The organism is Sedimentibacter sp. B4 (assembly GCF_000309315.1).
In the GTDB taxonomy this organism is placed as follows: domain Bacteria; phylum Bacillota; class Clostridia; order Tissierellales; family Sedimentibacteraceae; genus Sedimentibacter; species Sedimentibacter saalensis.
The window spans coordinates 13361-38831 of the sequence record NZ_CANG01000906.1 but is presented as its reverse complement, the minus strand read 5'-3'; the positions used below and the strand labels follow the sequence as shown (position 1 = coordinate 38831).

At 34.9% G+C, this 25471-nt stretch carries 29 protein-coding genes, 1 other RNA gene, 1 riboswitch and 1 other annotated feature; of the genes, 26 read left to right on the top strand and 4 right to left on the bottom strand.

All coding sequences use genetic code 11. From position 1 onward, the window contains the following. Positions 1-2 precede the first annotated feature (2 nt). The 13 genes from BN358_RS14495 to BN358_RS28390 all read left to right on the top strand — a co-directional run bounded on the left by BN358_RS14495 (position 3) and on the right by BN358_RS28390 (position 12974). Positions 3-512: a DUF4342 domain-containing protein gene (locus BN358_RS14495; protein ID WP_019227098.1), complete on the top strand. Its 510-nt coding sequence runs from the start codon at positions 3-5 to the stop codon at positions 510-512. A 47-nt stretch (positions 513-559) separates the two neighbouring features. Continuing rightward, positions 560-734 (top strand) — a binding site (T-box leader). Between the two features lie 68 nt (positions 735-802). Further along, on the top strand, positions 803-2197 hold the full coding sequence (locus BN358_RS14490) for a glycine--tRNA ligase (protein ID WP_019227097.1): 1395 nt from the start codon (positions 803-805) through the stop codon (positions 2195-2197). A 92-nt stretch (positions 2198-2289) separates the two neighbouring features. Continuing rightward, the gene (locus BN358_RS14485) at positions 2290-2913 is read left to right on the top strand and encodes a helix-turn-helix transcriptional regulator (protein WP_306461333.1); all 624 of its coding nucleotides are present in this window, start codon (positions 2290-2292) and stop codon (positions 2911-2913) included. Positions 2914-2923: 10 nt separating this feature from the next. Further along, positions 2924-3733 (top strand): pyruvate, water dikinase regulatory protein, encoded by an 810-nt coding sequence (locus BN358_RS14480; RefSeq protein WP_019227095.1) that lies wholly within the window; start codon positions 2924-2926, stop codon positions 3731-3733. 17 nt (positions 3734-3750) lie between these two features. Beyond that, the gene (locus tag BN358_RS14475) at positions 3751-4764 is read left to right on the top strand and encodes a deoxyguanosinetriphosphate triphosphohydrolase (RefSeq protein ID WP_019227094.1); all 1014 of its coding nucleotides are present in this window, start codon (positions 3751-3753) and stop codon (positions 4762-4764) included. A gap of 72 nt (positions 4765-4836) precedes the next feature. Further along, complete coding sequence (dnaG, locus tag BN358_RS14470) at positions 4837-6594, top strand: DNA primase (protein WP_019227093.1); 1758 nt, start codon at positions 4837-4839, stop codon at positions 6592-6594. Between the two features lie 3 nt (positions 6595-6597). Further along, positions 6598-7764 carry an RNA polymerase sigma factor RpoD gene (rpoD, locus tag BN358_RS14465; RefSeq protein ID WP_019227092.1) on the top strand — a complete coding sequence of 389 codons (1167 nt, stop codon included), beginning with the start codon at positions 6598-6600 and terminating at the stop codon, positions 7762-7764. A gap of 219 nt (positions 7765-7983) precedes the next feature. Further along, positions 7984-8661 (top strand): class I SAM-dependent methyltransferase, encoded by a 678-nt coding sequence (locus tag BN358_RS14460; RefSeq protein ID WP_019229331.1) that lies wholly within the window; start codon positions 7984-7986, stop codon positions 8659-8661. Then, a complete protein-coding gene (locus BN358_RS14455) occupies positions 8657-9436 on the top strand; it encodes a Nif3-like dinuclear metal center hexameric protein (RefSeq protein ID WP_026071910.1) in 780 nt (259 codons plus the stop codon). The genes BN358_RS14460 and BN358_RS14455 overlap by 5 nt, the downstream gene beginning before the upstream one ends. A gap of 10 nt (positions 9437-9446) precedes the next feature. Beyond that, positions 9447-11378, top strand: a complete 1932-nt coding sequence (locus BN358_RS14450; RefSeq protein ID WP_019227089.1) for an NAD(+) synthase — start codon at positions 9447-9449, stop codon at positions 11376-11378. Between the two features lie 62 nt (positions 11379-11440). Next, an RNA gene (gene rnpB, locus BN358_RS22465) (RNase P RNA component class A) lies at positions 11441-11777 on the top strand. A 130-nt stretch (positions 11778-11907) separates the two neighbouring features. After that, positions 11908-12771 (top strand): AraC family transcriptional regulator, encoded by an 864-nt coding sequence (locus BN358_RS14445; protein WP_019227088.1) that lies wholly within the window; start codon positions 11908-11910, stop codon positions 12769-12771. A 77-nt stretch (positions 12772-12848) separates the two neighbouring features. After that, positions 12849-12974, top strand: a complete 126-nt coding sequence (locus BN358_RS28390; RefSeq protein ID WP_019229329.1) for a hypothetical protein — start codon at positions 12849-12851, stop codon at positions 12972-12974. A gap of 53 nt (positions 12975-13027) precedes the next feature. Here BN358_RS28390 and BN358_RS14440 read toward each other — a convergent pair whose 3' ends face one another. From BN358_RS14440 to BN358_RS14425, 4 genes are all read right to left on the bottom strand, one after another. After that, positions 13028-14029 carry a glycosyl hydrolase family 18 protein gene (locus tag BN358_RS14440; RefSeq protein WP_019227087.1) on the bottom strand — a complete coding sequence of 334 codons (1002 nt, stop codon included), beginning with the start codon at positions 14027-14029 and terminating at the stop codon, positions 13028-13030. 57 nt (positions 14030-14086) lie between these two features. After that, positions 14087-14710: a cupin domain-containing protein gene (locus tag BN358_RS14435; protein ID WP_019227086.1), complete on the bottom strand. Its 624-nt coding sequence runs from the start codon at positions 14708-14710 to the stop codon at positions 14087-14089. Positions 14711-14886: 176 nt separating this feature from the next. Further along, positions 14887-16113, bottom strand: a complete 1227-nt coding sequence (locus BN358_RS14430; protein ID WP_019227085.1) for an MFS transporter — start codon at positions 16111-16113, stop codon at positions 14887-14889. Between the two features lie 145 nt (positions 16114-16258). Continuing rightward, positions 16259-16870, bottom strand: a complete 612-nt coding sequence (locus BN358_RS14425) for an ECF transporter S component (protein ID WP_019227084.1) — start codon at positions 16868-16870, stop codon at positions 16259-16261. Positions 16871-16972: 102 nt separating this feature from the next. Further along, positions 16973-17086: riboswitch (FMN riboswitch) on the bottom strand. A 167-nt stretch (positions 17087-17253) separates the two neighbouring features. Here BN358_RS14425 and spoIIIAA point away from each other — a divergent pair. The 13 genes from spoIIIAA (at position 17254) to xseB (ending at position 25446) form a co-directional block, all read left to right on the top strand. Then, positions 17254-18186, top strand: coding sequence for a stage III sporulation protein AA (spoIIIAA, locus tag BN358_RS14420; protein ID WP_232233333.1), 933 nt, complete (start codon positions 17254-17256; stop codon positions 18184-18186). Next, on the top strand, positions 18176-18676 hold the full coding sequence (locus BN358_RS14415) for a hypothetical protein (RefSeq protein ID WP_019227082.1): 501 nt from the start codon (positions 18176-18178) through the stop codon (positions 18674-18676). The genes spoIIIAA and BN358_RS14415 overlap by 11 nt, the downstream gene beginning before the upstream one ends. A gap of 10 nt (positions 18677-18686) precedes the next feature. Next, positions 18687-18884, top strand: a complete 198-nt coding sequence (gene spoIIIAC / locus BN358_RS14410) for a stage III sporulation protein AC (RefSeq protein WP_019227081.1) — start codon at positions 18687-18689, stop codon at positions 18882-18884. Continuing rightward, positions 18841-19284: a SpoIIIAC/SpoIIIAD family protein gene (locus BN358_RS14405; RefSeq protein WP_232233322.1), complete on the top strand. Its 444-nt coding sequence runs from the start codon at positions 18841-18843 to the stop codon at positions 19282-19284. The genes spoIIIAC and BN358_RS14405 overlap by 44 nt, the downstream gene beginning before the upstream one ends. 4 nt (positions 19285-19288) lie before the next feature. Continuing rightward, positions 19289-20425: a hypothetical protein gene (locus BN358_RS14400; RefSeq protein WP_019227079.1), complete on the top strand. Its 1137-nt coding sequence runs from the start codon at positions 19289-19291 to the stop codon at positions 20423-20425. A 3-nt stretch (positions 20426-20428) separates the two neighbouring features. Beyond that, positions 20429-20824, top strand: coding sequence for a hypothetical protein (locus BN358_RS14395; RefSeq protein WP_019227078.1), 396 nt, complete (start codon positions 20429-20431; stop codon positions 20822-20824). A gap of 50 nt (positions 20825-20874) precedes the next feature. Beyond that, the gene (locus tag BN358_RS14390) at positions 20875-21438 is read left to right on the top strand and encodes a hypothetical protein (RefSeq protein ID WP_019227077.1); all 564 of its coding nucleotides are present in this window, start codon (positions 20875-20877) and stop codon (positions 21436-21438) included. Between the two features lie 10 nt (positions 21439-21448). Next, positions 21449-22186, top strand: a complete 738-nt coding sequence (locus tag BN358_RS14385) for a SpoIIIAH-like family protein (RefSeq protein WP_019227076.1) — start codon at positions 21449-21451, stop codon at positions 22184-22186. A gap of 42 nt (positions 22187-22228) precedes the next feature. Then, positions 22229-22627 (top strand): Asp23/Gls24 family envelope stress response protein, encoded by a 399-nt coding sequence (locus tag BN358_RS14380; protein WP_019227075.1) that lies wholly within the window; start codon positions 22229-22231, stop codon positions 22625-22627. An 88-nt stretch (positions 22628-22715) separates the two neighbouring features. Beyond that, a complete protein-coding gene (gene nusB, locus BN358_RS14375) occupies positions 22716-23117 on the top strand; it encodes a transcription antitermination factor NusB (RefSeq protein WP_019227074.1) in 402 nt (133 codons plus the stop codon). Next, positions 23114-24082: a hypothetical protein gene (locus BN358_RS14370; RefSeq protein WP_019227073.1), complete on the top strand. Its 969-nt coding sequence runs from the start codon at positions 23114-23116 to the stop codon at positions 24080-24082. Before nusB ends, BN358_RS14370 begins: the two co-directional genes overlap by 4 nt. Next, positions 24063-25256: an exodeoxyribonuclease VII large subunit gene (xseA, locus tag BN358_RS14365; protein ID WP_019227072.1), complete on the top strand. Its 1194-nt coding sequence runs from the start codon at positions 24063-24065 to the stop codon at positions 25254-25256. The genes BN358_RS14370 and xseA overlap by 20 nt, the downstream gene beginning before the upstream one ends. After that, the gene (gene xseB / locus BN358_RS14360; RefSeq protein WP_019227071.1) at positions 25246-25446 is read left to right on the top strand and encodes an exodeoxyribonuclease VII small subunit; all 201 of its coding nucleotides are present in this window, start codon (positions 25246-25248) and stop codon (positions 25444-25446) included. The genes xseA and xseB overlap by 11 nt, the downstream gene beginning before the upstream one ends. Positions 25447-25471 lie beyond the last annotated feature (25 nt).

Here is a 25471-nt window from a genome sequence, read left to right as displayed (position 1 = left end):
CTATGGAAAATGACAATTTACAAAAAATCGACGAGATTTTAAGACGTACAAACACTGATTACTCAACTGCAAAACAAGCTCTTGATGATGCAGGGGGAGATGTTCTTGAAGCAATAATTCTCATTGAAAACATGAACAAAAGCAAAACAAGTTCTGGTCAAAATAAAGGCGAACAGCTCATGAATCAGCTCAAGGACATTTTATCCAAGGGCAATGCAACAAGGCTTACAATCAAGAAAAACAATGAAGTTATAATCAATGTTCCTATTACTGCAGGCCTTATTGGAGCTTTTATAGCACCTTTTTTGTCTGCGGCAGGAATCACAGCAGCTCTTCTTACTCAGTGTACTGTTGAAATTACTCAGGCAGACGGCAATGTTATTGACCTTGGACAAAAGGTTGATCAGGGAGTTGACGCAGTGAAGGATGCAATGCAGGATATGAAGGAAGGCGCAGAAAACCTAAAGGACGACATAACAAACTCTTTCAATAAAAATAATGACGAATTTTAAAAGAAAATCTTGACATAAAAACTTTAATTTGTTACATTATAGTTAATGTTGAGACTGTGATAAAGAGGAGTAGTCCATAGTGATTTCTAAGAGAGCCGGAGTTGGTGGGATACGGTAATGAATTATGGATGAAGGGAACTTTGGAGTCCTTTGTTTAAAGAGGATGAAGCAAAAGCTTCATCAAATAGGGTGGAACCGCGGAATTAATCTTTCGTCCCTATACGGGATGAGAGATTTTTTTGTATTTAATCAGTTCATCCTAAAATAATATTTATTAAATGGAGGAAATCATGGCAAAAAATGAAAAAAACAAGCTGGAGAAATTAGTTTCTCTTTCAAAATCAAGAGGTATAATATTTCCTGGCTCAGAAATTTACGGTGGATTGGCAAACACGTGGGATTACGGTCCCTTGGGAGTTGAAATTAAAAACAATGTAAAAAGAGCATGGTGGAAAAAATTCATACAGGAAAGCCCATACAATGTTGGACTTGATGCTGCTATACTCATGAATCCTACAACATGGGTTGCATCAGGACACGTTGGAGGATTCAGTGATCCTCTTATGGACTGCAAAGAATGCAAGTCAAGATTCAGAGCTGACAAATTGATTGAAGATTTCATGCATGAAAAAGGCGAATCTCAGGTTGTTGACGGTTGGTCAAACTCTGAAATGGAAACATACATAATAGAAAATAAAATTGAATGTCCTGAATGCGGCAAATCAAATTTTACTTCAATCAGAAAATTCAACCTGATGTTTAAAACATTCCAGGGAGTTACTGAAGATTCTCAGGCTGAAATATTTTTAAGACCTGAAACTGCACAGGGCATATTTGTAAACTTTAAAAATGTGGCTCGTTCCACACGCAAGAAAATTCCTTTCGGAATAGGACAAATAGGCAAGTCATTCCGTAACGAAATAACTCCTGGCAACTTTACATTCAGAACAAGAGAGTTCGAGCAAATGGAACTAGAATTTTTCTGTAAACCGGGAGAAGACATGGAATGGTTCTACTACTGGAAAGAGTATGCCATGAACTGGCTTTTGAACCTTGGTATGACAAAAGAAAATGTTCGTTTCAGAGATCATGAAAAAGCTGAGCTTTCACATTACAGCAATGCAACTTCTGACATAGAGTACCTGTTCCCGTTTGGATGGGGAGAACTCTGGGGAATTGCAGATCGTACAGATTTTGACCTGAAGGCACACATAACAACTTCAGGTGAAGATTTAACATATCAGGATCCTGTTACAAACGAAAAATATGTACCGTACTGCATCGAGCCATCACTTGGAGCTGACCGTGTTATGCTTGCACTTCTTCTTGACGCATTCAACGAAGAAGTACTTGAAGACGGAACAGACAGAGTTGTTCTTAAGCTTCATCCTGCACTGGCTCCATATAAAGCAGCAATATTCCCGCTTACAAAGAAGCTAAATGATCAGGCTACAGAACTTTACCACAAACTGCAGAAAAACTTCAATGTCGATTATGATGATGCAGGAAGCATTGGAAAAAGATACAGAAGACATGATGAAATCGGAACTCCATACTGCATAACATTTGACTTTGACTCATTAGAAGACAACGCTGTAACAGTTAGAGACAGAGACACAATGGAACAGGTAAGAGTTAAAATAGATGATTTAGTTGATTTCATAAATGCAAAAATAAACTTCTAACAATTGATACTTTTAATACAATTGGATAGCAAAAAGCTATCCAATTGTTAAATTCATTTTTATATTAACTCAATTGCTAATGAAAAGAGGAGATTCCTATTAAACTATCGGACAGACAAAATCTTATTATAGAAATAATAGAAAAACATCAGCCCATAACAGGTGAATCCATAGCTGAAAAAGTAGGCCTTACCAGAGCAACATTAAGGCCTGATTTAGCTGTATTGTCTATGTGCGGTTTAATCGATGCTAAACCAAAGGTTGGATATTATATTTCAAACAAAAAAAACAATAAGGACATATATGAAAAATTGTCCAGCATAAAGGTTTCCGACATAAAGTCACTTCCAATAAACGTTGTAGAATCTACAAGCGTTTACGACGCTATAGTTGCTCTTTTTTTGGAGAATGTCGGGACCCTTTTTGTTGTTGAAGATGATGCTCTGAAAGGTGTAATATCGAGAAAAGACCTTTTGAAAGCAGCCATGGGCGGAAAAGACCTGAATCTTGTTCCTGTGGGTGTCATAATGACAAGAATGCCTAAAATAGTGTACTGCACTGAAGATGACACAATAGTTGAAGCAGCCGAAAAAATAATAGATAATGAAATAGACTGCATACCAATCGTTACAGAGCTTCCTAACGGCAAAATAAAGGCCGTTGGTAGAATTTCAAAGACTAACTTGACAAAAGCTCTGTTGGAAATAACCAAGTAAAGAGGTATCTATGGAAAAAATAAACATATATGCGGTTTCCGACTCAATCGGAGAAACTGCAGAACAAGTTGCAAAGGCTGTTATCAGACAATTTGAAACAGCAGAGTTTGACGTTAAAAGAATATCATATGTAAACGACAAGGAAGCAATAGACAATTTAATTGCAAAAGCGTCCAAGGAAAATTCATTTATAGTTTTCACCCTTGTAGTGGAAGAACTGAGAGATTATCTTACACTAAAAGCAGCAGAATACAAAATAGGAGCAGTTGATGTTATGACGCCTATACTGGTTCCTCTTGTTAAGCAGCTTGGATTGTCTCCTAAAAATGAACCGGGGCTCTTGAGGAAGCTTGATGAAAAATATTTCAAAAAAGTTGAAGCAGTTGAATTTGCAGTTAAATATGACGACGGTAAAGACACAAGGGGAATACTTCTTGCGGATGTTGTCCTTGTTGGTGTGTCAAGAACTTCAAAAACACCGTTATCCATGTACCTGGCACATAAAAATTTAAAGGTTGCAAACATACCACTTGTGCCGGAAGTGAGTCCGCCTGAAGAATTAAAGCTTATTTCTCCTAAAAAGATTATAGGTCTTACTTTGAATGTTGATAATCTTAATAAAATAAGAAAAGAAAGACTCAAGGCAATGGGACTTAAAGATACTGCAAATTACGCAAGCATGGAAAGAATTTTTGCTGAACTTGATTATTCGGAAAAAGTGATGAAAATGCTTAAATGCAAAGTTATAGACACAACAGACAAGGCTGTGGAAGAAACGGCTTCTATAATACTTGATTACATAGCAGACAGTAACAAATAAAAATAGAAGGTGATGTAGTGAATATAAGAGAGAGATACGAACAACTTGAATTGGATCATTTATCGGAAAATGCTGCTAAAAGCAGATTTTCTAAAGGTAGAGCAGTTGAAGAGCCTCAATGTGAAATCAGGACTGATTATCAAAGAGATCGAGACAGAATTCTTCATTCAAAAGCCTTCAGAAGGCTTAAGCACAAAACTCAAGTTTTCTTGTCTCCGGAGGGAGACCACTACAGAACAAGACTTACACACACACTTGAAGTATCTCAGATATCAAGAACCATAGCAAGAAGTTTAAATCTCAATGAAGATTTAACAGAAGCAATAGCTCTTGGCCATGATTTGGGACACACACCCTTCGGTCATACAGGGGAGAGAATATTAAATCAGCTTTGCCTCACGGGTTTCAAGCATAACGAGCAAAGTTTAAGGGTTGTTGATTTTCTTGAAATAAGAAATGATAAACAAGGACTTAACCTAACATATGAAGTCAGGGACGGAATTTTAAATCATCCCATGGGATACAAGGCTGCAACATTGGAAGGTCAGATTGTAAGCATATCAGACAGAATTGCGTACATAAACCACGACATAGACGACGCTTCCAGGGCAAACATCATAAAACCCGGTCAAATACCGGAAAAGTTTTTAAATGAACTTGGTTCCTCTCATGGTCAAAGAATAAATACCATGATCCTTGATGTAATAAACAACAGCATGAACAAAAACAAAATAATAATGAGCACGGGTATATCTGATCTCACTAAGGAGCTTCGTGATTTTTTGTTCGAAAATGTGTATTACAACAAAATAGCAAAGAGCGAAGAAAACAAAACAACGTTCATTGTTACAAAAATATTTGAGTACTACATCAACAACTTTGACTGTCTTCCGGAATTTTATCTTAAAATATACAAGGACAATGATTTTACAAAAAGTGAAATAATTAAAGATTACATAGCCGGAATGACAGACAGATATGCTATGAAAGTTTTTGAAGATCTTTATATGCCAAAACCTTGGAAACAATAATTAAAATATTAGTTGACAAGCTTATTTTGTTGTGTTATAATTTGTCTTCAATGTAAAGATAATGGTGATATTATGCCCTATAGATTAGATTCGGATGTAATCAGCAGGATTTTGGAACAAAATAATATTGTAGATGTTATTGAAGAATATCTGCCTCTGAAAAAAGCAGGTGCAAACTACAATACAAATTGCCCGTTTCACAAAGAAAAAACACCTTCTTTTATTGTGTCTCCAGACAAGCAGATGTTTCATTGCTTCGGATGCGGTGAAAGCGGAGACAGCATTAGTTTTTTGACAAAATATAAGAATTACACTTTTGTGGAAGCTGCTGAATATCTTGCAAGAAGAGCAGGTATAATACTTGAGGAAACAAGTTCCTCTAAAAATGAAAACAAACAGCTCACTGACAAGCTGTATAAAATAAACAGAGAAGCTGCAGCATACTTTTACAGAAACCTGAGAAAGTTCCCCCACGTGGCAGAATACTTGAAAGGCAGAAAAATTGATGCCGATGTAATAAAAAAGTTTGGAATTGGTTATGCTAGCAGTGAATGGGATAATTTGCTAAAATATTTAACCGGCAAGGGATTCAATGAAAAAGACATTTTAAAAGCCGGCCTCATAATAGAAAAGAAAACCAAGAACAATTATTACGACAGATTCAGAAACAGAGTGATATTTCCCATATTTGACATAAAAAACAGAATAATAGGATTTGGAGGAAGAGTGCTTGATGACTCACTTCCAAAATATTTGAATTCACCAGAAAGTCCTATTTTCAGCAAAGGCTACAACCTGTACGGCATACACCTGGCAAAGGAAGCTGTAAGGGATAAAAGCTTCATACTTGTTGAAGGCTACATGGATGTAATAAAAATGCACGTACATGGTTATGACACAGCCGTTGCTGCACTTGGAACAGCGTTGACAGAAAATCAGGTAAAACTCATGAAAAAATATTCAAAAAGTTTTTATCTGGCTCTTGATTCAGACAACGCAGGGCAGACTGCTGCCCTTAAGGCAATCAACATCTTCAAGAAGAACAACCTTGAAGGAAGAGTTGTCATAATACCTGGTGCAAAGGATCCGGATGAATTTTTGAACAAATTCGGCAAGGTTAATTTCGACAAATTACTAGAAAATTCTTTAGATTATTATAGCTTTTTAGAATTCCATTATAAAGAATTTTATGAAAATTCTAACAAAGTTGAATATATAAATAAATTTTTTGACAACATAGTAAATGTAAGCAGTGAAATAGAAAAAGAGCTCATATTTGAAAAATTATCAAGTAAAGTGGGTGTTTCCAAAGAGTCTATAATAAAAGAATACAATAAGAGAAGTACTAAACAAGGAACTTTTGTTAAAGCTGCTCTGCCTGAAGAGAAAAAACAGGCAGTAAAAATCACTACATCACATGAAGAAGAGCTGGTCAGACTAATACTTATCAATAACGATTTTGCATATCAACTGAAAGAAATAGTCAATGAAGACACCTTTAAGGACTTGAAATACTATCAAACATTCAAAGAGATGTATGAATGCAAATTAAATGATAAGAGTATAGATAAAGACAGCCTGAACGATATGATAATGGATAATATGGATGTGAGTGTTTTTCTGCAGAATGACGATGTTGATTATGATAATTTAGAGGCTTATTTCAAAGATTGTATTAAAAGACTTAAAATTAAATATTATGAACAGAAGAGAACAATATTGACAGAAAGTTTAAAACAATCTGAAAATTCAGCAAACAGCAAAGAAATTATGAATGAAATTTTTAGCCTCGCTAAAAAAATTAAATCAACTAAAGAGGAGGTTAACTAACCCATGAGTGAAAATAAAAATCTGGCAAATATAGATGAAGAATCAGACAGAAATGCAGAAGTACTGCAGAAAATTGATACTATAAAAAACAAGTTAATTGAAAAAGGTAAGAGAAACGGTTTTATAACATATAAGGAAGTTTTGAGATCTTTTGAAAAACTAGACATTAACCCTGAATTTATAGATGATTTTTACAAACAGGCAGAAGACAATGACTTGGAAATCCTTGGTTTTCAGGATGACATGATACTTGAAAAGGTAGATGACACTGAGGATCTTGAAATAAAAGATGACCCGGACTTTTTTGTAAGCCAGTCCGACGACGACATTTTGAAAGGGGTAAACATAGACGACCCCGTAAGAATGTATTTGAAGGAAATAGGCAAAGTTCCTCTCTTAAGCGCAACAGAAGAAATTGAACTGGCAAAGCGCATGCAGGACGGAGATGAAGAGGCAAAGAAAAGACTGGCAGAAGCAAATTTAAGACTTGTTGTAAGCATTGCCAAGAGATATGTTGGAAGAGGAATGCTGTTTCTTGACTTGATTCAGGAAGGTAACCTTGGACTCATTAAAGCTGTTGAAAAATTTGATTACACAAAAGGATTTAAATTCAGCACATATGCAACATGGTGGATTCGCCAGGCAATAACAAGAGCAATTGCAGATCAGGCAAGAACCATAAGAATACCGGTTCACATGGTTGAAACAATAAACAAGCTTATAAGAATCAAAAGACAGCTTTTGCAGGAACTTGGTCGTGATGCTACTCCAGAAGAAATAGCTCTGGAAATGGAAATGGAACCTGACAAGGTAAGAGAAATCCTTAAAATTGCTCAGGAACCTGTGTCTTTGGAAACACCAATAGGTGAAGAGGAAGACAGCCATTTGGGAGACTTCATTCCTGATGACGAAGTTCAGGCACCTTCTGATGTGGCCACATTCACACTACTAAGAGAACAGCTTTCTGCTGTGTTGTTTACTTTGACAGACAGAGAACAAAAAGTACTGAGGCTGAGATTTGGTCTTGATGACGGAAGAGCAAGAACTCTTGAAGAAGTGGGTAAAGAATTCGACGTAACAAGAGAAAGAATAAGACAAATTGAAGCAAAAGCTCTGAGAAAATTAAGACATCCAAGCAGAAGCAAGAAACTGAAAGACTATCTGGAATAAAATTGCACTGCAATTTTATTCAATGAAGAATTAAGAATGAAGAATTAAGAATGAAGAATTAAGAATGAAGAATTAAGAATGAAGAATTAAGAATTATGGAGCAAATGGAATGTAGACATTCCATTTGTTTTCTATTTATTTAAAAAGAATTTATTCTTCGATTAAATTCTTACAACAATTCTTAACTCTTAATTCTTAATTAAAGAATCCGGAGGCGTTATGAACCGATTAGAATGTATTAAGTCAATGTGTATAAAGTGCGGTACTGCTGCGGACATTGGTACGGACCACGGATATGTGGCAGAAATGCTGCTCTCTGATGACACATGCCAAAAGGTCATTGCAACAGATTTAAATCACGGTCCATTAAAAAGGGCTACTGAATATCTTACAGCAAAAGGATTAGCCCACAGGTGTGATTTCAGGCTTGGAAGCGGACTTGAAGTCCTTGGGGAACATGAAGCAGAATTATTGATAATTGCAGGAATGGGAGGAGATTTAATTTCAGGAATTATTGAAACTTCAAAAATAACTGCACTTAATGCTCGTGAACTTGTTCTTCAGCCTATGTCAGCAATTGAAGTATTAAGAAAATATCTGTATGAAAATGGATTTGTTATTGAAGACGAGAAAATTGTTAAGGAATACCACCACTACTATTTTATCATAAAGGCAATTCCAAGTGCAGCTGAAAAACCAGATGAGTTTTTTTACGAATACAGCCGCCATCTCATTGAAAAGAAAGACCCTCTCATGCATGAATATCTTAAAAAGGTTCTTAAGACAAATGAAAATATAATTGCAAGTATTGAAAAAAACAGCAATGAGGAATATAATGAAAAAATAAAAGCACTAAAAGATAAAAACAATAAAATAAGGGAGCTGATGTCTTATTAAATTTCATGAAATTGTTAAATTGCTGGAAGACTCTTTAAAGTTGAAAAAACAGGAAGATTGGGACAACAGCGGACTGCAGATAGGTAACATGGATTGTAACATAAAAACAGTTATGTTAACTCTTGACTTGGATTTAAATACTGTAAATTACGCAAAAGACAAAAATGTTGATTTAATTCTTGCCCATCATCCATTTTTGTTTGATTCCATAAAATCAATTGACTTGAACAGTTATGACGGAAAAATAATCAAATTATTAATTCAAAACAACATAAACGTATACAGCATGCACACGAGCCTTGACATGGCTGATATGGGAGTAACCCGGGCTTTAGCTGAAAAATTAAACATTAATAACTGCAGTGTTCTGCATGAGATAAATGAAGACAGCAGCGGTTACGGCGGCATTGGAGATATAGAAGAAACAGGAATTCTAGAATTTACAAAGAAAGTTAAACAATCACTTAACTGCAGCATGATAAAATTATATACACCGGACAAACATTTAAAAATAACAAAGGCAGCATTTTGCGGGGGAAGCGGCAGCGATTTTATTCCTGATGCAGAAAAAAAAGGTGCCCACGTCTACATAACAGGAGATATTAAATATCACCAGGCTCAAACAGCTCTAAAAAAAAATTTATGCATCATAGATGCAGGGCACTTCAACACTGAATTTCCTGTGATAGAATTTATAAAAACAATAATTGAGAAAAAATCAGATCTTAATGTTATAATTTATGAAACAAACACTGTAGAAGAAATAATAATATAGAGGTAATGACATGAAAAGCTTTGAATACATAAGAGTTGCAGCAGCTGTACCTGCTGTAAAAGTTGCAGATCCGGATTATAATGCTAAAGAAATTGCTGAAATGGCTAGAAGAGCAGCAGTAACAGACAAAGCAAAAGTAATTTTGTTTCCTGAACTCTCTGTTACAGGTTACACTTGTGCAGATTTGTTCAATCAAAAAACACTTATTTCAGGAGCAGAAGAAGCACTTGTGATATTGCTTGAACAAACAAAAGACCTTGATGCCGTCATAGCTGTGGGAATGCCTGTGAAGGCAGACAATCAGCTTTTTAACTGTGCCGTAGTTTTCAAAAATGGTAAAATTCTTGGAGCAGTTCCTAAGACATACATTCCAAATTACAATGAATTTTATGAAAAAAGATGGTTTGCTTCTTCAATTTCAAGAATAAGCAACCGTGTCATGTTGTGCGGACAAAGTGTTCCTTTCAATGAGAACATTCTTTTCAAGGACAATTTATCAAATTTATGCATTGGAATAGATGTCTGTGAAGATTTATGGGTCAACATTCCACCAAGCTCCTATCACACTCTTCAAGGTGCAAATCTTATATTGAACATGTCTGCCAGCAATGAAACCATTGCTAAAAATGATTACAGGAAAGATATTGTGAAAGTTCAGTCTGCAAAATGCATCACTGCTTATGCATATAGTTCTGCAGGACAAAGTGAAAGCACAACTGATGTTGTATTTTCAGGACACGCAATAATTGCTGAAAACGGAGCAATATTAAAAGAAAACAGATTTTCTGATGAAGAAAGTATTGTGATTTGTGATATTGACCTTGAAAAACTCATGAATGATCGTGTGAAATTCAACACATACATGGGTAAGAACAACAAACTTGATTATGAAAATATTTATTTTGATCTTGGATACAGCGAAAATGAAAAAATAGAAAGATATATTGATTCCAGGCCATTTGTTCCTTCAAACAGGGAAGAAAGAGACAAACGCTGCAAAGAAATACTAAACATTCAATCAACTGGACTATATCAGCGAATGAAAAAAATCGGTTCGCAAAAATCGGTTGTTGGAATATCCGGTGGACTTGACAGCACTCTTGCTCTTATTGTTACTGTTGAAGCCTTTAAAAAGCTCCACCTGCCATTAAAAAACATTATTGCAGTAACCATGCCAGGCTTTGGAACAACAAGCAGGACATATAACAATGCTGTCACCCTCATGAAGGAACTTGGTGTTACACTGAAGGAAATTTCTATAAAGGATGCATGCATTCAGCATTTCAAGGATATAGAACACAGTATGGATATTCACGATATAACATATGAAAATTCCCAAGCAAGGGAAAGAACACAGATATTGATGGATATTGCAAACAAGGAAGACGGAATTGTGGTTGGAACAGGAGACTTGTCAGAGCTTGCACTTGGATGGTGCACATACAACGGAGACCATATGTCCATGTACGGAGTAAACTCAAGCATTCCAAAGACTCTTGTGAGATACCTTGTTAAATGGTATGCTGATGAAGAAACAGAAGGGGACATAAAGACTGCGCTTCTTGATGTGTGTGACACACCTGTAAGCCCGGAACTCCTGCCTCCTGACAAAGAAGGAAATATTCAGCAGTTCACTGAAAAAGCAGTTGGCTCATACGACCTTAATGACTTTTTCCTATACAACATGATGCGTAACGGCTATGAGCCTGAAAAAATATATTTTCTTGCAAAAACAGCATTCAAGGGAGAATTTTCTGATGAAGTAATTCTTGAAACTCTGAAGATATTCTACAAAAGATTTTTTACTCAACAGTTTAAACGTTCATGTATGCCTGATGGTGTAAAAGTTGGTTCAGTTTCTCTTTCCCCAAGGGGCGACTGGAGAATGCCAAGCGATGCTTCATACCAATTGTGGCTTAAAAAACTTAATTACTTAAAATAATAAATGACAGTAATGGTTAATAATTCATTTGACAACAAATGAAAAATACTGTATTATAACATAGAGTAAATTATACAGTCGCATGCAGCGATGCATGAGGAAAGTCCGAGCTCCATAGAGCAGGGTGCTGGGTAATACCCAGTGAGGGTGACCTTAAGGATAGTGCAACAGAAAGAGACCGCCGCGCAAGCGGTAAGGATGGAAAGGCGAGGTAAGAGCTCACCAGCAATTAGGCGACTAATTGGCTATGTAAACCCCACCTGGAGCAAGACCAAGAACGGACCGTAGAGTGGCTGCTCGTCACAGTCCAAATGGTAGGTTGCTGGAGTCTGCCGGTAACGGCAGGCGTAGATAGATGACTGTTTAATACAGAACTCGGCTTATGTATTTACTCACCAAAACGAACTTAAACACTCGATTGTTATCGGGTGTTTTTTATTATTAATATATCCGATAATTTTTGCATTAAAAATGTCGAGCATTATTAAAATTACTTTGGTATTATGTAGACATGAAAAGGAGGGATACAATGCTAAAAGAATTAAATCAGGTGATGGACTATATTGATGAGCATTTAACAGATGATTTATCTCTTGAAATAATTTCCGAATATGCTGGTGTTTCTGATTATCACTTTAGAAAGATATTTTTTTATCTTTCAGGGATGACGCTTAACGAATATATCAAAAACAGAAAATTGTCAGAAGCAAATAAGGATTTGTTAAAGGGAGAAAAGGTGACAGATGTTGCTTTTAAATTTGGATATCAGTCATTGGACGGCTTCACAAGAGCATTTAAAAAATGGAGTGGATTTTTACCATCTGATGTAACAAAAACTGGCATTAGCAAGTCATTTCCCAAGCTTTCATTCATAATAACCGTTAAGGGAGGAATATCTATGGAATTTAGGATTGAAGAAAAACCAGCATTTAATCTAGTGGGAGTGAGTAAGCGTGTACCCATGCAATTTGAAGGTGTCAACAATGAAATTGTAAAGCTTGCAATGAGCATAACAAAAGAACAAAAAGAAGAAATGCATTCTTTGCAAAATATGGAGCCTTGTGAAATTGTCAATGCTTCTTATGATGCAGATGCTGACTTTTTAAAAGAAGAGGGGGACTTAACACACCTGATAGGTGTTTTAACAACTGAAAATAAGGTAAGTGAACATTTAGATATAGTGCAGGTAGAAGCATGTAGCTGGGCTGTATTCCCAAATGAAGGACCGTTTCCTTCCACATTACAAGAGACCATGGCAAAAGTATATTCTGAATGGCTTCCTTCTTCAAATTATGAAGTTATTAATGTCCCAACATTTTCTTATACTAAAATGGATGAGAAATTAAAAGATTATGCTTACAGCGAAGTCTGGATTCCTGTTAAGAAGAAATAAATTACTCTGATTCTATGTAACAAGAAAAACTACCACTCATATAATAAGTTAAAATAATTTATTTGGGAGGTTTAAACATGGGATGCAACAGAGATAATATAGGCGGAATAGGCGGATTTTTAGGAGATGGATCAACATTGTTGTTTTTCTTCTTGCTATTGGTTGTTCTATTTTGCATGTGTGACAACGGAATTTGTGATTAGATAAATAAAGTCCGAGATTTCTCGGACTTTTTTATTTTACCATTTAAAAATTTCTAAATAACCTTAACAACATCATACATTTCATTTAACAATTTTGTGGCAGCAGGAAACGGATTCATTACTGTCCAGAAGCTTACTCCCGCCAGACCGTATTCATTTACAAGTTCAAGCTTTGCTCTTAAGCTTCTTTCATCTTCAAACCATACTACATGCTGTCGTCCCTGACTATCTGTATATTCATAAAATGGTGTTTGAGCAGTTTCATCAAATTGGATTTGTGCTCCGACGCTTGCCGCTCTTGCTACTGCTTCCGGATTTGAAAGATTTTCAGCAACAGATTGCCCCTGTACAAATGGCAGTGTCCAATCATAACCATAGTTTGGAATTCCCATTAATATTTTATTGGGTGGTATCTGAGTTATACCGTACTCAAGTACCTGTCGCACGTTGTTTATGGGAGCAACAGCCATTGGAGGACCGTAGGTGTAACCCCATTCATAAGTCATTAGAAGCGATAAATCTGCTGCTTCTCCAAGACCTCTGTAGTCATGACCTTCATATAACAACCCCGGTTGTTCAGTGTAAGTCTTTGGTGCCAGAGCAACCAATGTCACAGCTCCTATTGGATTAAGCCTTTGCTGCATCTGCGATACTAACTCAACATATTCGTCAGCATCATCAGCAAACAAAAACTCGAAGTCAAAATCCACACCATAATAATCCTTTCTTATGACAGTGTTGAAAATATTATTTATCAATCTATTTCTTGAAACTTCATTATTTAATACATAGCTGGCCAGTTCATTGCTGAAATTTCCCGCTTCATCTAACGGAGTCAATGTCATGATAGGCGCTACGCGGTTTCTGTATGCTGTCTGTATTAAACTCTCGTCAAATAATGGAATCAAATCTCCATTTCTGTTAAATCCATAACTGAAAGAAGATACATATGTCATGTTATTTGTCCATTGCTGAAAAACCGATTGATTGATAAATGGGTATGCATAACCGTTCACTATTATTGGTCCGTATTGTGAAGCTCGTATATTATACATTTATTTACTTCACCTCCTCTTATAAGATATGTTGCAGGTAGTGAAATTGACAATATTTTAATGACTGTGATTTTCTTCAGCGGCCATTGCATCTTCTTTAGTTTTATGGACTGTGCCGTAAGGATGCTGAGGGGGAGCATAAATAGAGTATAACTTAAGCGCCTTTGTGCCTGTATTTAAAATATTGTGCCATTTACCTGCAGGTATTATAAATGCAAAATCTTCGAACACATCCTCCTGATATTCCAAATTATTCTCATTATCACCCATTTTAACAATTCCCTGACCGTCTTCTATTCGAAGGAATTGATCAAGCTCAGGATGAATTTCAAGTCCTATGTCTTCACCAGGATTTATGCTCATGAGAGTAAGCTGCAAGTGTTCACCTGTCCACAATACAGTACGGAAATTTTTGTTTTGCGTTGTAATTTCTTCAATGTTCACTGTGAATGGTTCAGGTCCATAGTCCTTCATTTCTTTTTCTGTTTTTGCATAATGTGCATTTTTCTTCAAATCATATTTTTCGTAAACACTGGGAATATACTGATTGTAATAATTTGAATTTATTGGAGTTGTATCTCTGACATAATCATTTGTATATGAATTGTAAGATGTAAGCATTGTGTTTCTATTTAAAGATGGTGCATTAAAATTTGTATTTCTATTAAAAGTGTTGTTCATATAGTTCTTCCTTTCATACAATAATAATATATCATATGACCAAATTGACAGAATGTGTCGTATTAATGCTAAAAGTGCAGTGAGATGTGACATTAATTTCAATAAAAAAGTTGCTCCGCAACTCCGCTAGGGGGACCTATGTATAAAAAAAAGCTGTTATAATAAACAGCTTGTTTTTATTTTGCAGTTAAAGTTTCAGGAACATGGGATAAAAATTTCTTTGCAGTTATTAAAACAGTTACAAGTATTATACATGCTGCAATAGTCCAGATTATTGGAATTGAAACATAGTTTATTATAATGCTGTAAATAAGAGACCCTGAGAGTCCTCCGATTTGAAAGACGAAAGAATAAACCGAAAGCACGCTGGCTCTTATTTCATTTGGAACTTCACCGTTTAATATTGCTCCTTCCGGTACACTGGCCATTCCAAACATCATATAAATAATCGAATAAAACCCAATGAAGGGATATATTTTTGTCTGCAAAGATGTAGCCACAAGAAACAATGACATCATAAGCCTCATGAACAAGTACAATTTTTTTGAGTTTAATTTGTGTTTCTTAATTAATTTGTTTGAAGCAATGCTACCTACAGTTGCAGCAGCCAGGTACAAAAATGCCATAACACCCAAAAGTCCCATCATGTTATCATTAGGGAGAAGTGAAATAAAATGCGGCTGCCAATAAGTTTCAAGAGAACTCAGAAAAATTCCTGTTGCAAAAACTGAAATGAAAATACATATGACAGTTGTGTTTTTCATCACAAGATTCGAACTGTTAATTACGTGCTGTTTGATTGAAATTCTCTCTGTTTTTTCCGGTTTTTTTGTTTCAACAATATATATCATGGACATACAAGAGACAAGAAGTGACAAAACAATTCTTACAATAAGGTTTAAATCATACATGCCTAAAGCAGGGAAGTATAGAGCAGATATTTTTGGGAAAAAACCTCCTGATACAGCACCTGCTGAAAGACCAAGGGCTTCAAGAACTGAAAGTCTTGTTGTTATGTTGTGAAGGTGATCTTTTCCGTTGTGTTCTATGTAATAATCAATAAATAAGGCATCAAAGGAACCGGATGCCAGGGCTTTGCTGATACCATAAAACATAATTCCAAGGCACATAAACAAAAAACCTTTTCCAAACAAAATTATTATAAAACCTATGGTTGAAATAATAAGTGAAAGACTGAAAGTTTTTTTCCTCCCAAACAAATCTGCCATGATTCCTGTTGGAAGTTCCAGCAAGACAACAGTAAAAGCGTAAAATCCTAAAATAATAGACAGGTTGCTAAGCGTTGCGCCTTTTTCAATCAACAGAAGACTGAGTACAGGAATCAAAAGTCCTGACAGATAAAAATTAAGGAAGTATAAAACCGAATAAATTTTTATTTTCATAAGAATTCCCCTCTATTTATAAATCATATATCATGATAACGTTAACCAACAATTAATTATAATATTAAATGTGCTTTGTAGTCAAGAAAAATAAAGCAACAAAAAAAGCCGCATTTTTTAATTAACGCGGCTTTAAATCATATATTTATTTGTGCAGTATCGGTGATATTCTTTTGTAAATGAGTAGTACGGCTGCAGACACTACAATTCCTTTGAATATATTGAAAGGAACGACTGCATAAAGTACAAAAGTTTTTAAATCTGTAATTGCAGGGTTAAGCGCTTTTCCCATTTCTATAAAAGCCTGAACCGGAGCTCCGTACACTTTTGAATAAACAGGGAGAAGCAAGTAATAGTTCATGAATGCTCCAGCAATTGCCATTGCCAGTGTTCCTGCTATAAAGCCTATGATTGCAGTTTTATAAGATTTATTATGTTTGTAGATAAAACCTGCAGGAATAACCAATGAGCATCCTATAATAAAGTTTGCAAGTTCGCCTACACCGCCTGTATCAGTTCCGTTTAAAACAAAGTTAATTAAAATTTTTACCAGTTCAATTGCAGCTCCGGCAGCAGGTCCTAAAGCAAATGCTCCTAAAAGAACAGGAACCTCACTGAAATCCAATTGATAAAAATTAGGGGCGAACCACAGCGGGAAGTCAAACAACATTAAAACTGTTGCCACTGCTGATAATACACCTACTTTTGCTATTACTTTAGCACTTCCTCTTTGATTTACTGAAATTTCACTTTTCATTATTTTCCTCCTTGTGCATATAAAGATTGTCAGAGAATATAAAAAACCTCTGAAATCTTCAGAGGCCTAAATGTCGATAGTAATTTGCTCACAAAATGCAAGTAATCTCTCCTACCATCCAGACTATACTGTCGGTCCTGGAATTTCACCAAGTCAACCTTTCGGCTCGCGGACTTTACCGCCGGTCGGGAATTTAACCCTGCCCTGAAGATATTTACAAAGTCATTATACCATTAATTTTTCATTTGTAAACACATTTTACAAAAATAATTTGATTTTTTAATTTAAAACTATCTCTTGTTATATAAATTTATATATACATTTTATCATAAAATCAATTAAGCATAATATTATAGATTAAGAGGACAAGGATGGAGATGAAAATGAACAGCATTTTAAAATTATTGGGAAACAACATAAGAAACATAGTGTCCAAGCAGTCTGAGCTAATTGAAAGGGAAGCCGTTGAAATAAGGCTTCGGGTCAACAGCCCTGTGTTTATAAAATTTATCAGAAATGAAATTTTTATGGATAATGACTTGAGGCTCAGCAAAAAAGACATTGATGAAACAATTTCTATCGTAACAAAAAACTCGATTCATGCTTATGAAAAAGAAATAAGAAACGGATACATTACAGTGGAAGGGGGACACAGAATTGGTCTTGGAGGTGATTGCATCTATGAAGGTGATTTATTCAAGGGTTTTAAAAACATAACAAGTCTTAACATTAGAATTGCAAGGGAATTCCCCGGATGTTCTAAAAATTTTCTAAAATTTTTCGTCAGTTCAAAGCAAAATATTTTCAACACATTGATTATAGGTCCTCCCATGTCGGGCAAGACAACATTCATAAGAGATGTAGCTGCAAATTTAAGCGATGGATTCTCAAATCCTCATTTTGAAGGCTGCGACATATCGATCATTGATGAAAGGGGAGAAATATCATCTGTGTTCGGAGGTGTTCCACAAATGTATGTGGGAAGAAGATCTGACGTATTGTCCTACTGCATGAAAAGGGAGGGTTTCTTTATGAGCATAAGATCTCTTTCTCCAAAGGCAATAATATCAGACGAGCTAGGGTCCATGGATGACTTTGAAACAGTGCAGTATGCTTTGAAAAGCGGCGTTAATATAATAACTACAGCTCATGGCTTCAGCCTCGATGATGTGAAAAAAAATATTTATATGAAGTCAATTTTAGAAAATAATTTTTTTGACAGAGCAGTGATTTTAAAAAGTTCAAATAAACCAACCGCCGTAAAAGAAATCTATGATTTGCAGAGAAATAAGGTGATATACAGTGATGTGGGCTAAAAGCACCATATTTGTTCTCATAATAATATCAGTTAAATTCATTTTCAAATATATAAACGACTCCGGGGACAAAATTATTGCGCGAATGAAGGAACTGACGGAGTTCACTGAATATTTGAGAATTTATTCCTGTCACATGAAAATGTCAATAGGTGAAATATACGATCAATACGACTTCAAAAGCAATGAAGTCAAGAAAGTTTGCGAAAAAATGATTGAATCTCTTGAAGAAAAAACTGGTAGAAGAGATTATTTAACAATGATTGGAAATGTTTTGATGACTCCAGATGATTTCAACAGACATTTTGCCGAAGTAGTTGATTTTTACGGGAGCACCTATTCGGATATTCTTGACAAAAAGCTTTTATACACAGTGAACGAAATGGAGAATTCAATGAAAAAACATGAAATATCAAACAGTGAGAAGAAAAACCTTAACAACAGGATATCATTGCTTGTGGGATGCCTGACTGCTGTAATTTTGATTTAGGAGGGGAGCTATGGATGTAGATTTAATTTTTAAAGTTGGTGCAATAGGTATTGTAGTTGCAGTATTTAATCAGATTTTGGCTAAAACCGGAAGGGATGAACAGGCAATGTTTGTGACGCTTGCAGGCGTCATAGTGGTAATGACTCTCATAGTTGGAATGATGAATGATTTGTTCATGGAGGTTAAATCAGTATTCAACTTGTATTGATAAAAATGATATGTTGCTTGCTAAAATAATATTCATTGCAGTTATAACAGTAATATTGAGCATTACCATTTCAAAGTTCAATCCTGAGTTCAAAGTCTACATTACTGCAATATTCGGAATACTTGTGGTTTACATACTGTTTCGGGAGCTCAGAACCTATGTCCTGGAGATTGTAAATCTGTTTAACAGGTATAACCTGAAGACCGAATATTTCAGCACCATATTAAAAATTGTGGGAATAGCGTATATATGTGATTTCATATCACTCCTTTGTAAGGATTTAAGTTATGAATCCGTAGGCAAGAAGGTTGAAATTGCAGGAAAAATAATAATACTAATCTATTCCATGGATGTTATAAAGATTTTCCTAGATCAAATACTTCTGCTTGTTAACGGGTGATGAAATGAAAAAAAAAATAATGGTTTTAATTCTGGTTTTGATTTTGTGCTTAACAAAGACAACATACGCAAATACTCTGGATGAAGCATTGGATAAAGTTCCTGTTCATGACATAGAGGAGTATATAAACAGCGGAAGTTCATACTTTAAATACAACAACATAGAAATAAAGGACATCATAAAAAAAGCTTTCAAAGGAGAACTTGAAATAAGCCTGAAGGATTACATCAGGTATGAGCTTGAAAACAAAAAGGATTTTTACAGGGATTTGTTAAAAACCGGAATGAACGTAGTAGCAATTTGCATGCTTTTAACCATAATAAAGTATTTTGCAGATGAAATAAACAATCAAAGTGTCTCAGATATTGTGGTTTTATTTTCCGTAATAATAATATTCACAATAATATTGAAGGATGTGCTGTCCATAAAGGACATGCTTAGAAATGATTTTTCAAGCTTCAAGATCATTACAGAAGAAATGAATGCCGTGTTTATGGCCGCAATGCTCACATTTGGTAAGTTAAGCATGCTGCAGTTCTTCCAGACATCACTTAATTATGTCATAGGAATAACAACACAGTTTGTATACAGCTTCACGGACATAGTTACTGTAATAATGATTGCTGTAATTCTTGTAAACAACATGAGTAAACTCATAAACATGAAGCTTTTTTATGGGGCATTAAAAAAGGTTACGCTCTTAATTTTGTCCGGTTATATGATTATTGTTGTCATAAATTTTTCTGTACAAGGATATATATTATATAAAACGGATAATATTTTTATAAGTTCCATAAAAGCACTGAGTCCCTCGGCTGTGCCTGTTATAGGAAGTGCAGTGACAAATTTCTTCGGAGTGTTTTTAAAAAGCATATTGATGATAAAGGATGTACTTGGTGTTGTAGTGATTGTTTTCCTCCTGACGGCATTTGGAGGTTCTCTTGTAAAAATTGCGCTTGCACTTGTTTTGTACAAGGCAGTGGGAGTTCTTACAGAGCCGTTCAATGAAAATATATCCAAGCTTATTTATGAGATGGCAGACTTGTTTTACATATACCTCATATGTCTTTTAACTCCCATAATCATTGTGACTGTTTATTATTCCATTTTACTAAACTATATGAATAACATATTCGGGTAATCTATGAAAAGTACAATTGTAAACATACTGGTATTAATATTGATGTTCAACCTTATCATGATAATTTTTCCTGAAGGCAAGACACAAAAATTTTGCAGAATTTCTTTAAAACTTTTTATCATGATTTATATATTGGACAATATATTTCTTAATGGAAGCATTAATTTAAACTTATTGGATATGCCTGATATTTCACCGGATTATCAGAGGGAAATGAGCATACAAAACATTGACCCTGAATTCATAGAGAAATTAAATCAGGATTTTTATGAAGGAGAAGAAGTGATTAAAAACATTGAGCTGAATTTTACAGGAAACATGGATATTGATGTCTTGGTAACAACAAAAGGGCTTATGAGTACCGACACAACAAAAAAAATAAAAAAAGAACATAGCTGAAGTATTTAAAATCAGTTCAGATAATATAAGAGTTACATCAGGAGGAACCTATGAATAATTTTATTAAAATGTTTAAAGACAACAAAAATCTTAAATATGCGGTAAACATATTTATATTGCTTGTTATCATTTCTTTGATACTTAATTTTGACACCACGAAAATAACAGGTAATTTCTCCGATGCAAAGACAGTTTATGTGAACACTCAGGAAGACTTAACAGACAGCTATGTACAATCATTGGAAAAGAGGTTAGAAGAAATACTGGGGAAAATAGAAAATATGAAAAGCGTCGATGTCATGATTTACACAAAGAAAACTCCGGAAATGGAGCCTGTTTATGATGAAAACATAAGCAATGAAACAAATATTGAAGTGAACAGCGACGGTACAAGAAGAGAGGTGAAAAGTGAGACCAGACAAAGTCAAGTTGTTCTGGGAGGCGATAACCAAGTAGTGGAAAAAACTTATCAATACCCTGAAATTTCAGGAGTTTTAGTAGTTGCAGATTATAGAGGAAGTAAAGATATTTATGCTGTTCTGGCTAACAGCGTAAAGACTTTATTAGATATCAAATTAAATGATATTGAAATAATTTTATCAGAAATGAACTAAGGGGGTAATTATGATTATGAAAAAAGAAACACTGGTTTTTATAACTTCTTTGGCAATAATATTTATTATTGGCTATGTGAATTTGACCATGTCTCCGAAGGACACCTTTGATGCTGATGATTACGCACAGGTTGTAGCACCAGGGGCAGATACACTAGAGGAAGACATTGCTGAATTTGTAGAAGGTGAAGAAAATACCGCAGGTGAAGAAGTTGCAGAAGATGAAACTCCGGTTGAAACTTCTGAAGGTGAAGCTGTAAAAGAAGACTTTGAAACTGCTGAATCAGAAGATACTGAAGAAGAATCAGACTATGAAATTCTTGGTGATATAACTGACATTACAGACATGAATTCAGCTGCAGCTTCTTCTACAGGCATTTTAGATACACTCAGTGCCAGCTTTTCAAGTTTCAAGCTAAATAAAGAAAAGAAAAACATGGACGTTGTTGATCATCTTGAAGAAAGCATAAGCAATGCTTCAATATCTGAAGATACAAAAAAACAGTTTGAATCACTTCTTTTAAACAAGAATTCTTACATAGAAGCGGAACAAAATATTGAAATAATGCTTCAGTCTAAGGGATACAATGAGACAGTGGTAATAGTAGACTCTGACACTGTAAAAGTTGTTACAAATGAAACTATTGAACAGGCTGATGCAACAAAGATTCTTGATGTAATAGTTTCAGAAACAGAATATACGCCTTCTCAAATAAAAATAGTGAAATTTGATAATATTGATTTGTAAAAATTTTCAACTTCTGATATACTGATTTAAGGAGGTGCTAATATGAATAATGAAACTTTTGAATATGGCCAGGTAAAGATTTCTGACGATGTTGTAATAATCATTGCTGGTATTGCAACCAGCGGAGTTAAAGGCGTAAGTACTGCCCGCACGGGTGTAGCTGAAGGAATTTCAAACTTATTTTCAAAGAACAATTACTCTAAGGGAATAAAAGTAGAAATAAATGAAAATACTGTTGTTTTAGACATTTTCATAAATGTGGAATATGGCTACAAAATCAGCGAGGTAGCAAAAGAAGTTCAGGCAGCTGTTAAAAAGGAAATAGAAACAATGACAGATTTGCAAGTGGCTTCCGTTAATGTACATGTGCAGAATATAATACAGGAAAAAGAAAAAGATAAAGAAAAAGAAATTGTTGAATCTGATTTAACAATTGAATAATATAACAATATAGATTGACAATTATTAATTGTCAATCTATAATTGTTTGTTACATAAGCATTTTGTTACAAGAATTAACGGAGGAAATATGAAACGAAAAGATACAAGAGAAGAAGCAGTTAAAATAGCATATTGCATGGATGTGAACAAGGAATTTGACAAAATCTGTCCGTCCAGATATGTTGAGCATTTTGAACTTGATGATGTGGATATGGAATATCTCAACAAAACAATAAGTGACATGATTGATCACATGGATGAAATTGACAAAAATATTACTGATAATTCAAAAGATTGGAAAATAACAAGGATTGCTAAAGTAGATCTTGCGGTTTTACGAGTTGCTCTTGCTGAACTATTATACAATGAAAGCATTCCAGACAGTGTTTCAATTAATGAGGCTGTTGAAATAAGCAAGAAATATTCAAGCGATGATTCACACAAGTTCATCAACGGAATTCTCGGCACAGTTGTAAGGAACAAGAAATGACAGAATATGTGCTTGGCATTGACACAAGTGCATACACCACATCTATTGCATTGGTTGATGCAAATAATAACAAAATTGTTGCAGACAAAAGAAAGGTTCTTCTGGTTCCTTTTGGACAAAAAGGTCTCAGGCAGCAGGACGCAGTTTTTCAGCACCTTAAAAACTTCCATGAGCTATACGGAGAAATAGAAACAGATTTTAAAAACATTAAGACTGTTGCCGTAAGTTCAAGACCAAGAAATATTGACGGATCGTACATGCCCGTGTTCACAGTTGGTCAGAATTATGGAAAAATAATTGCCAAAACCTTAGACTGCAGCTATATTGAGTATTCTCACCAGGAAAATCATATTGCTGCTTCTTTATTTAACGGATATAAATCTATTAATGACAAAATACTTGCCATCCACATGTCCGGCGGAACAACAGAATTTTTAAGCGTTAAGAAAGCTCACAAAGGATATTCTTCTGAAATTCTCGGAGGAACAAAGGACATAACATTTGGGCAGCTCATAGACAGAATAGGAACCATGATGGAATTTCCGTTTCCTTGCGGCATTCACATGGAAAAATATTTAGAAAACAAAAAAAATGAAATTAAAATCAAGCCGCCTGCCATTAGAAAAGAGCCATACATCAACTTGTCAGGTATGGAAAACTTTTACGGCAATTTGTACACTCAAAAAAATTATTCAAAACAAGACATAATCTTTTCCTTGTTCAATTATGTTGCTGACTGCATTTTAAGCATCATTGAGCAGATAAAACATGAATTTGACTTTGAAAATATCATTATAGCCGGCGGCGTAGCATCAAACAGCACAATCAGGAATTTGATATTGGAAAATCTTAAACATGAATACAACATAATTCTTCCGCAAAGGGAAAATTCATCTGACAATGCTGTCGGAACAGCATTTCTTCCCATTATAGACAGGTGGTACAATGAAATTAAAACCTATTAAAGTTTCTGTATTAAACCAGTATATCAAAAAGTATCTCATGAGCAACTCAATTTTAAATAACCTCAGAGTAGAGGGGGAAATATCAAACATAAGAATGAGCAAGACAGGTTATACTTACTTTTCCTTGTGTGATGAAACTTCCTGTATTAATTGTGTTGCTTTTTTTGCTGATGAAATTTCAAAAAATGGAGACAAAATAATTGCCGAAGGAGAACTTTCGGTTTACGAACCAAAAGGAACATACCAGCTTGTTGTGAGAAACATTGAGAGGGTTGGTTTAGGGAAAATTCTTCTTGATCTGGAAATGCTGAAGGAAAAATTAAAAGCCCAGGGAATGTTTGACCGTAGCCGAGATATACCACTATATCCAGCAAAAATCGGAATTATAACATCAAAGTCCGGTGCTGCAATCAAAGATATTTTAAAAACATTTGAAACTGTAAAGTCAAGCTTCGAAGTTGTTGTGTACAACGTATTGGTGCAGGGAGAAAAATCAAAAGAAAATATAATAAGCGGAATAAAATACTTCAATGATACAAAAGCAGACGTAATTTTAATTTCTAGAGGCGGAGGAAGCTTTGAGGACCTTAACGTCTTCAATGACCTTAAAGTTGCCGAAGAAGTATATAAATCAGATGTTCCCGTTGTAACCGGTATAGGACATGAAACGGACCGAACGCTCACTGATTATGTGGCTGATGTGTACTGTCACACACCTACAGCTGCAGCAGAAAGAATTATAATCGGCTATAAGGATATTGAAGATAGGTTGAAAAGACTGGCGTCTTCCTTAAAACAAGGAACATACAACATGCTTAAACTTAAGTCAGCAGATTTAAAATCGTCAAAATACATCATGAAAAGTTATCTTCCTGTTGAAAATTTATATAAATTGAAAATGGAGCTTGAATCTTACAACAACATAATGAAAAATTCTGCTGTCAGAAGGCTTAAGGACTTGAACTTTGAACTTAATATTTTGCAGGAAAAGCTATCAGTGCACAATTACCTGAATAAGCTTGAAAACGGATTTGCCATAGTTTCTGATGAGGAAGGAAATGTTATAAAAAATATTGATCAGGTTGTAATTAATAGAGTACTTAACTTAAGGTTTAAAGACTTCAAAGTACAAGCAGAAACACTAAATGTGCAGGAGGTGCAAAATGAAGGATAAATACCATAGCTTTGAGAGCGCTTTAGAAGATTTGAAACGAATAGTACAGAATTTTGAAAGTGGCGAAGACATATCCATTGACGAACTGCTTAAGAATTATGAGCAGGGAATGAGTGCTTATTCTTATTGCAGCAGGAAATTGGAAGACACACAAAAAAAGATTAAGATAATTGATGAATCTTATGAATAAAAATAAAGTACGTCATACAAAATGA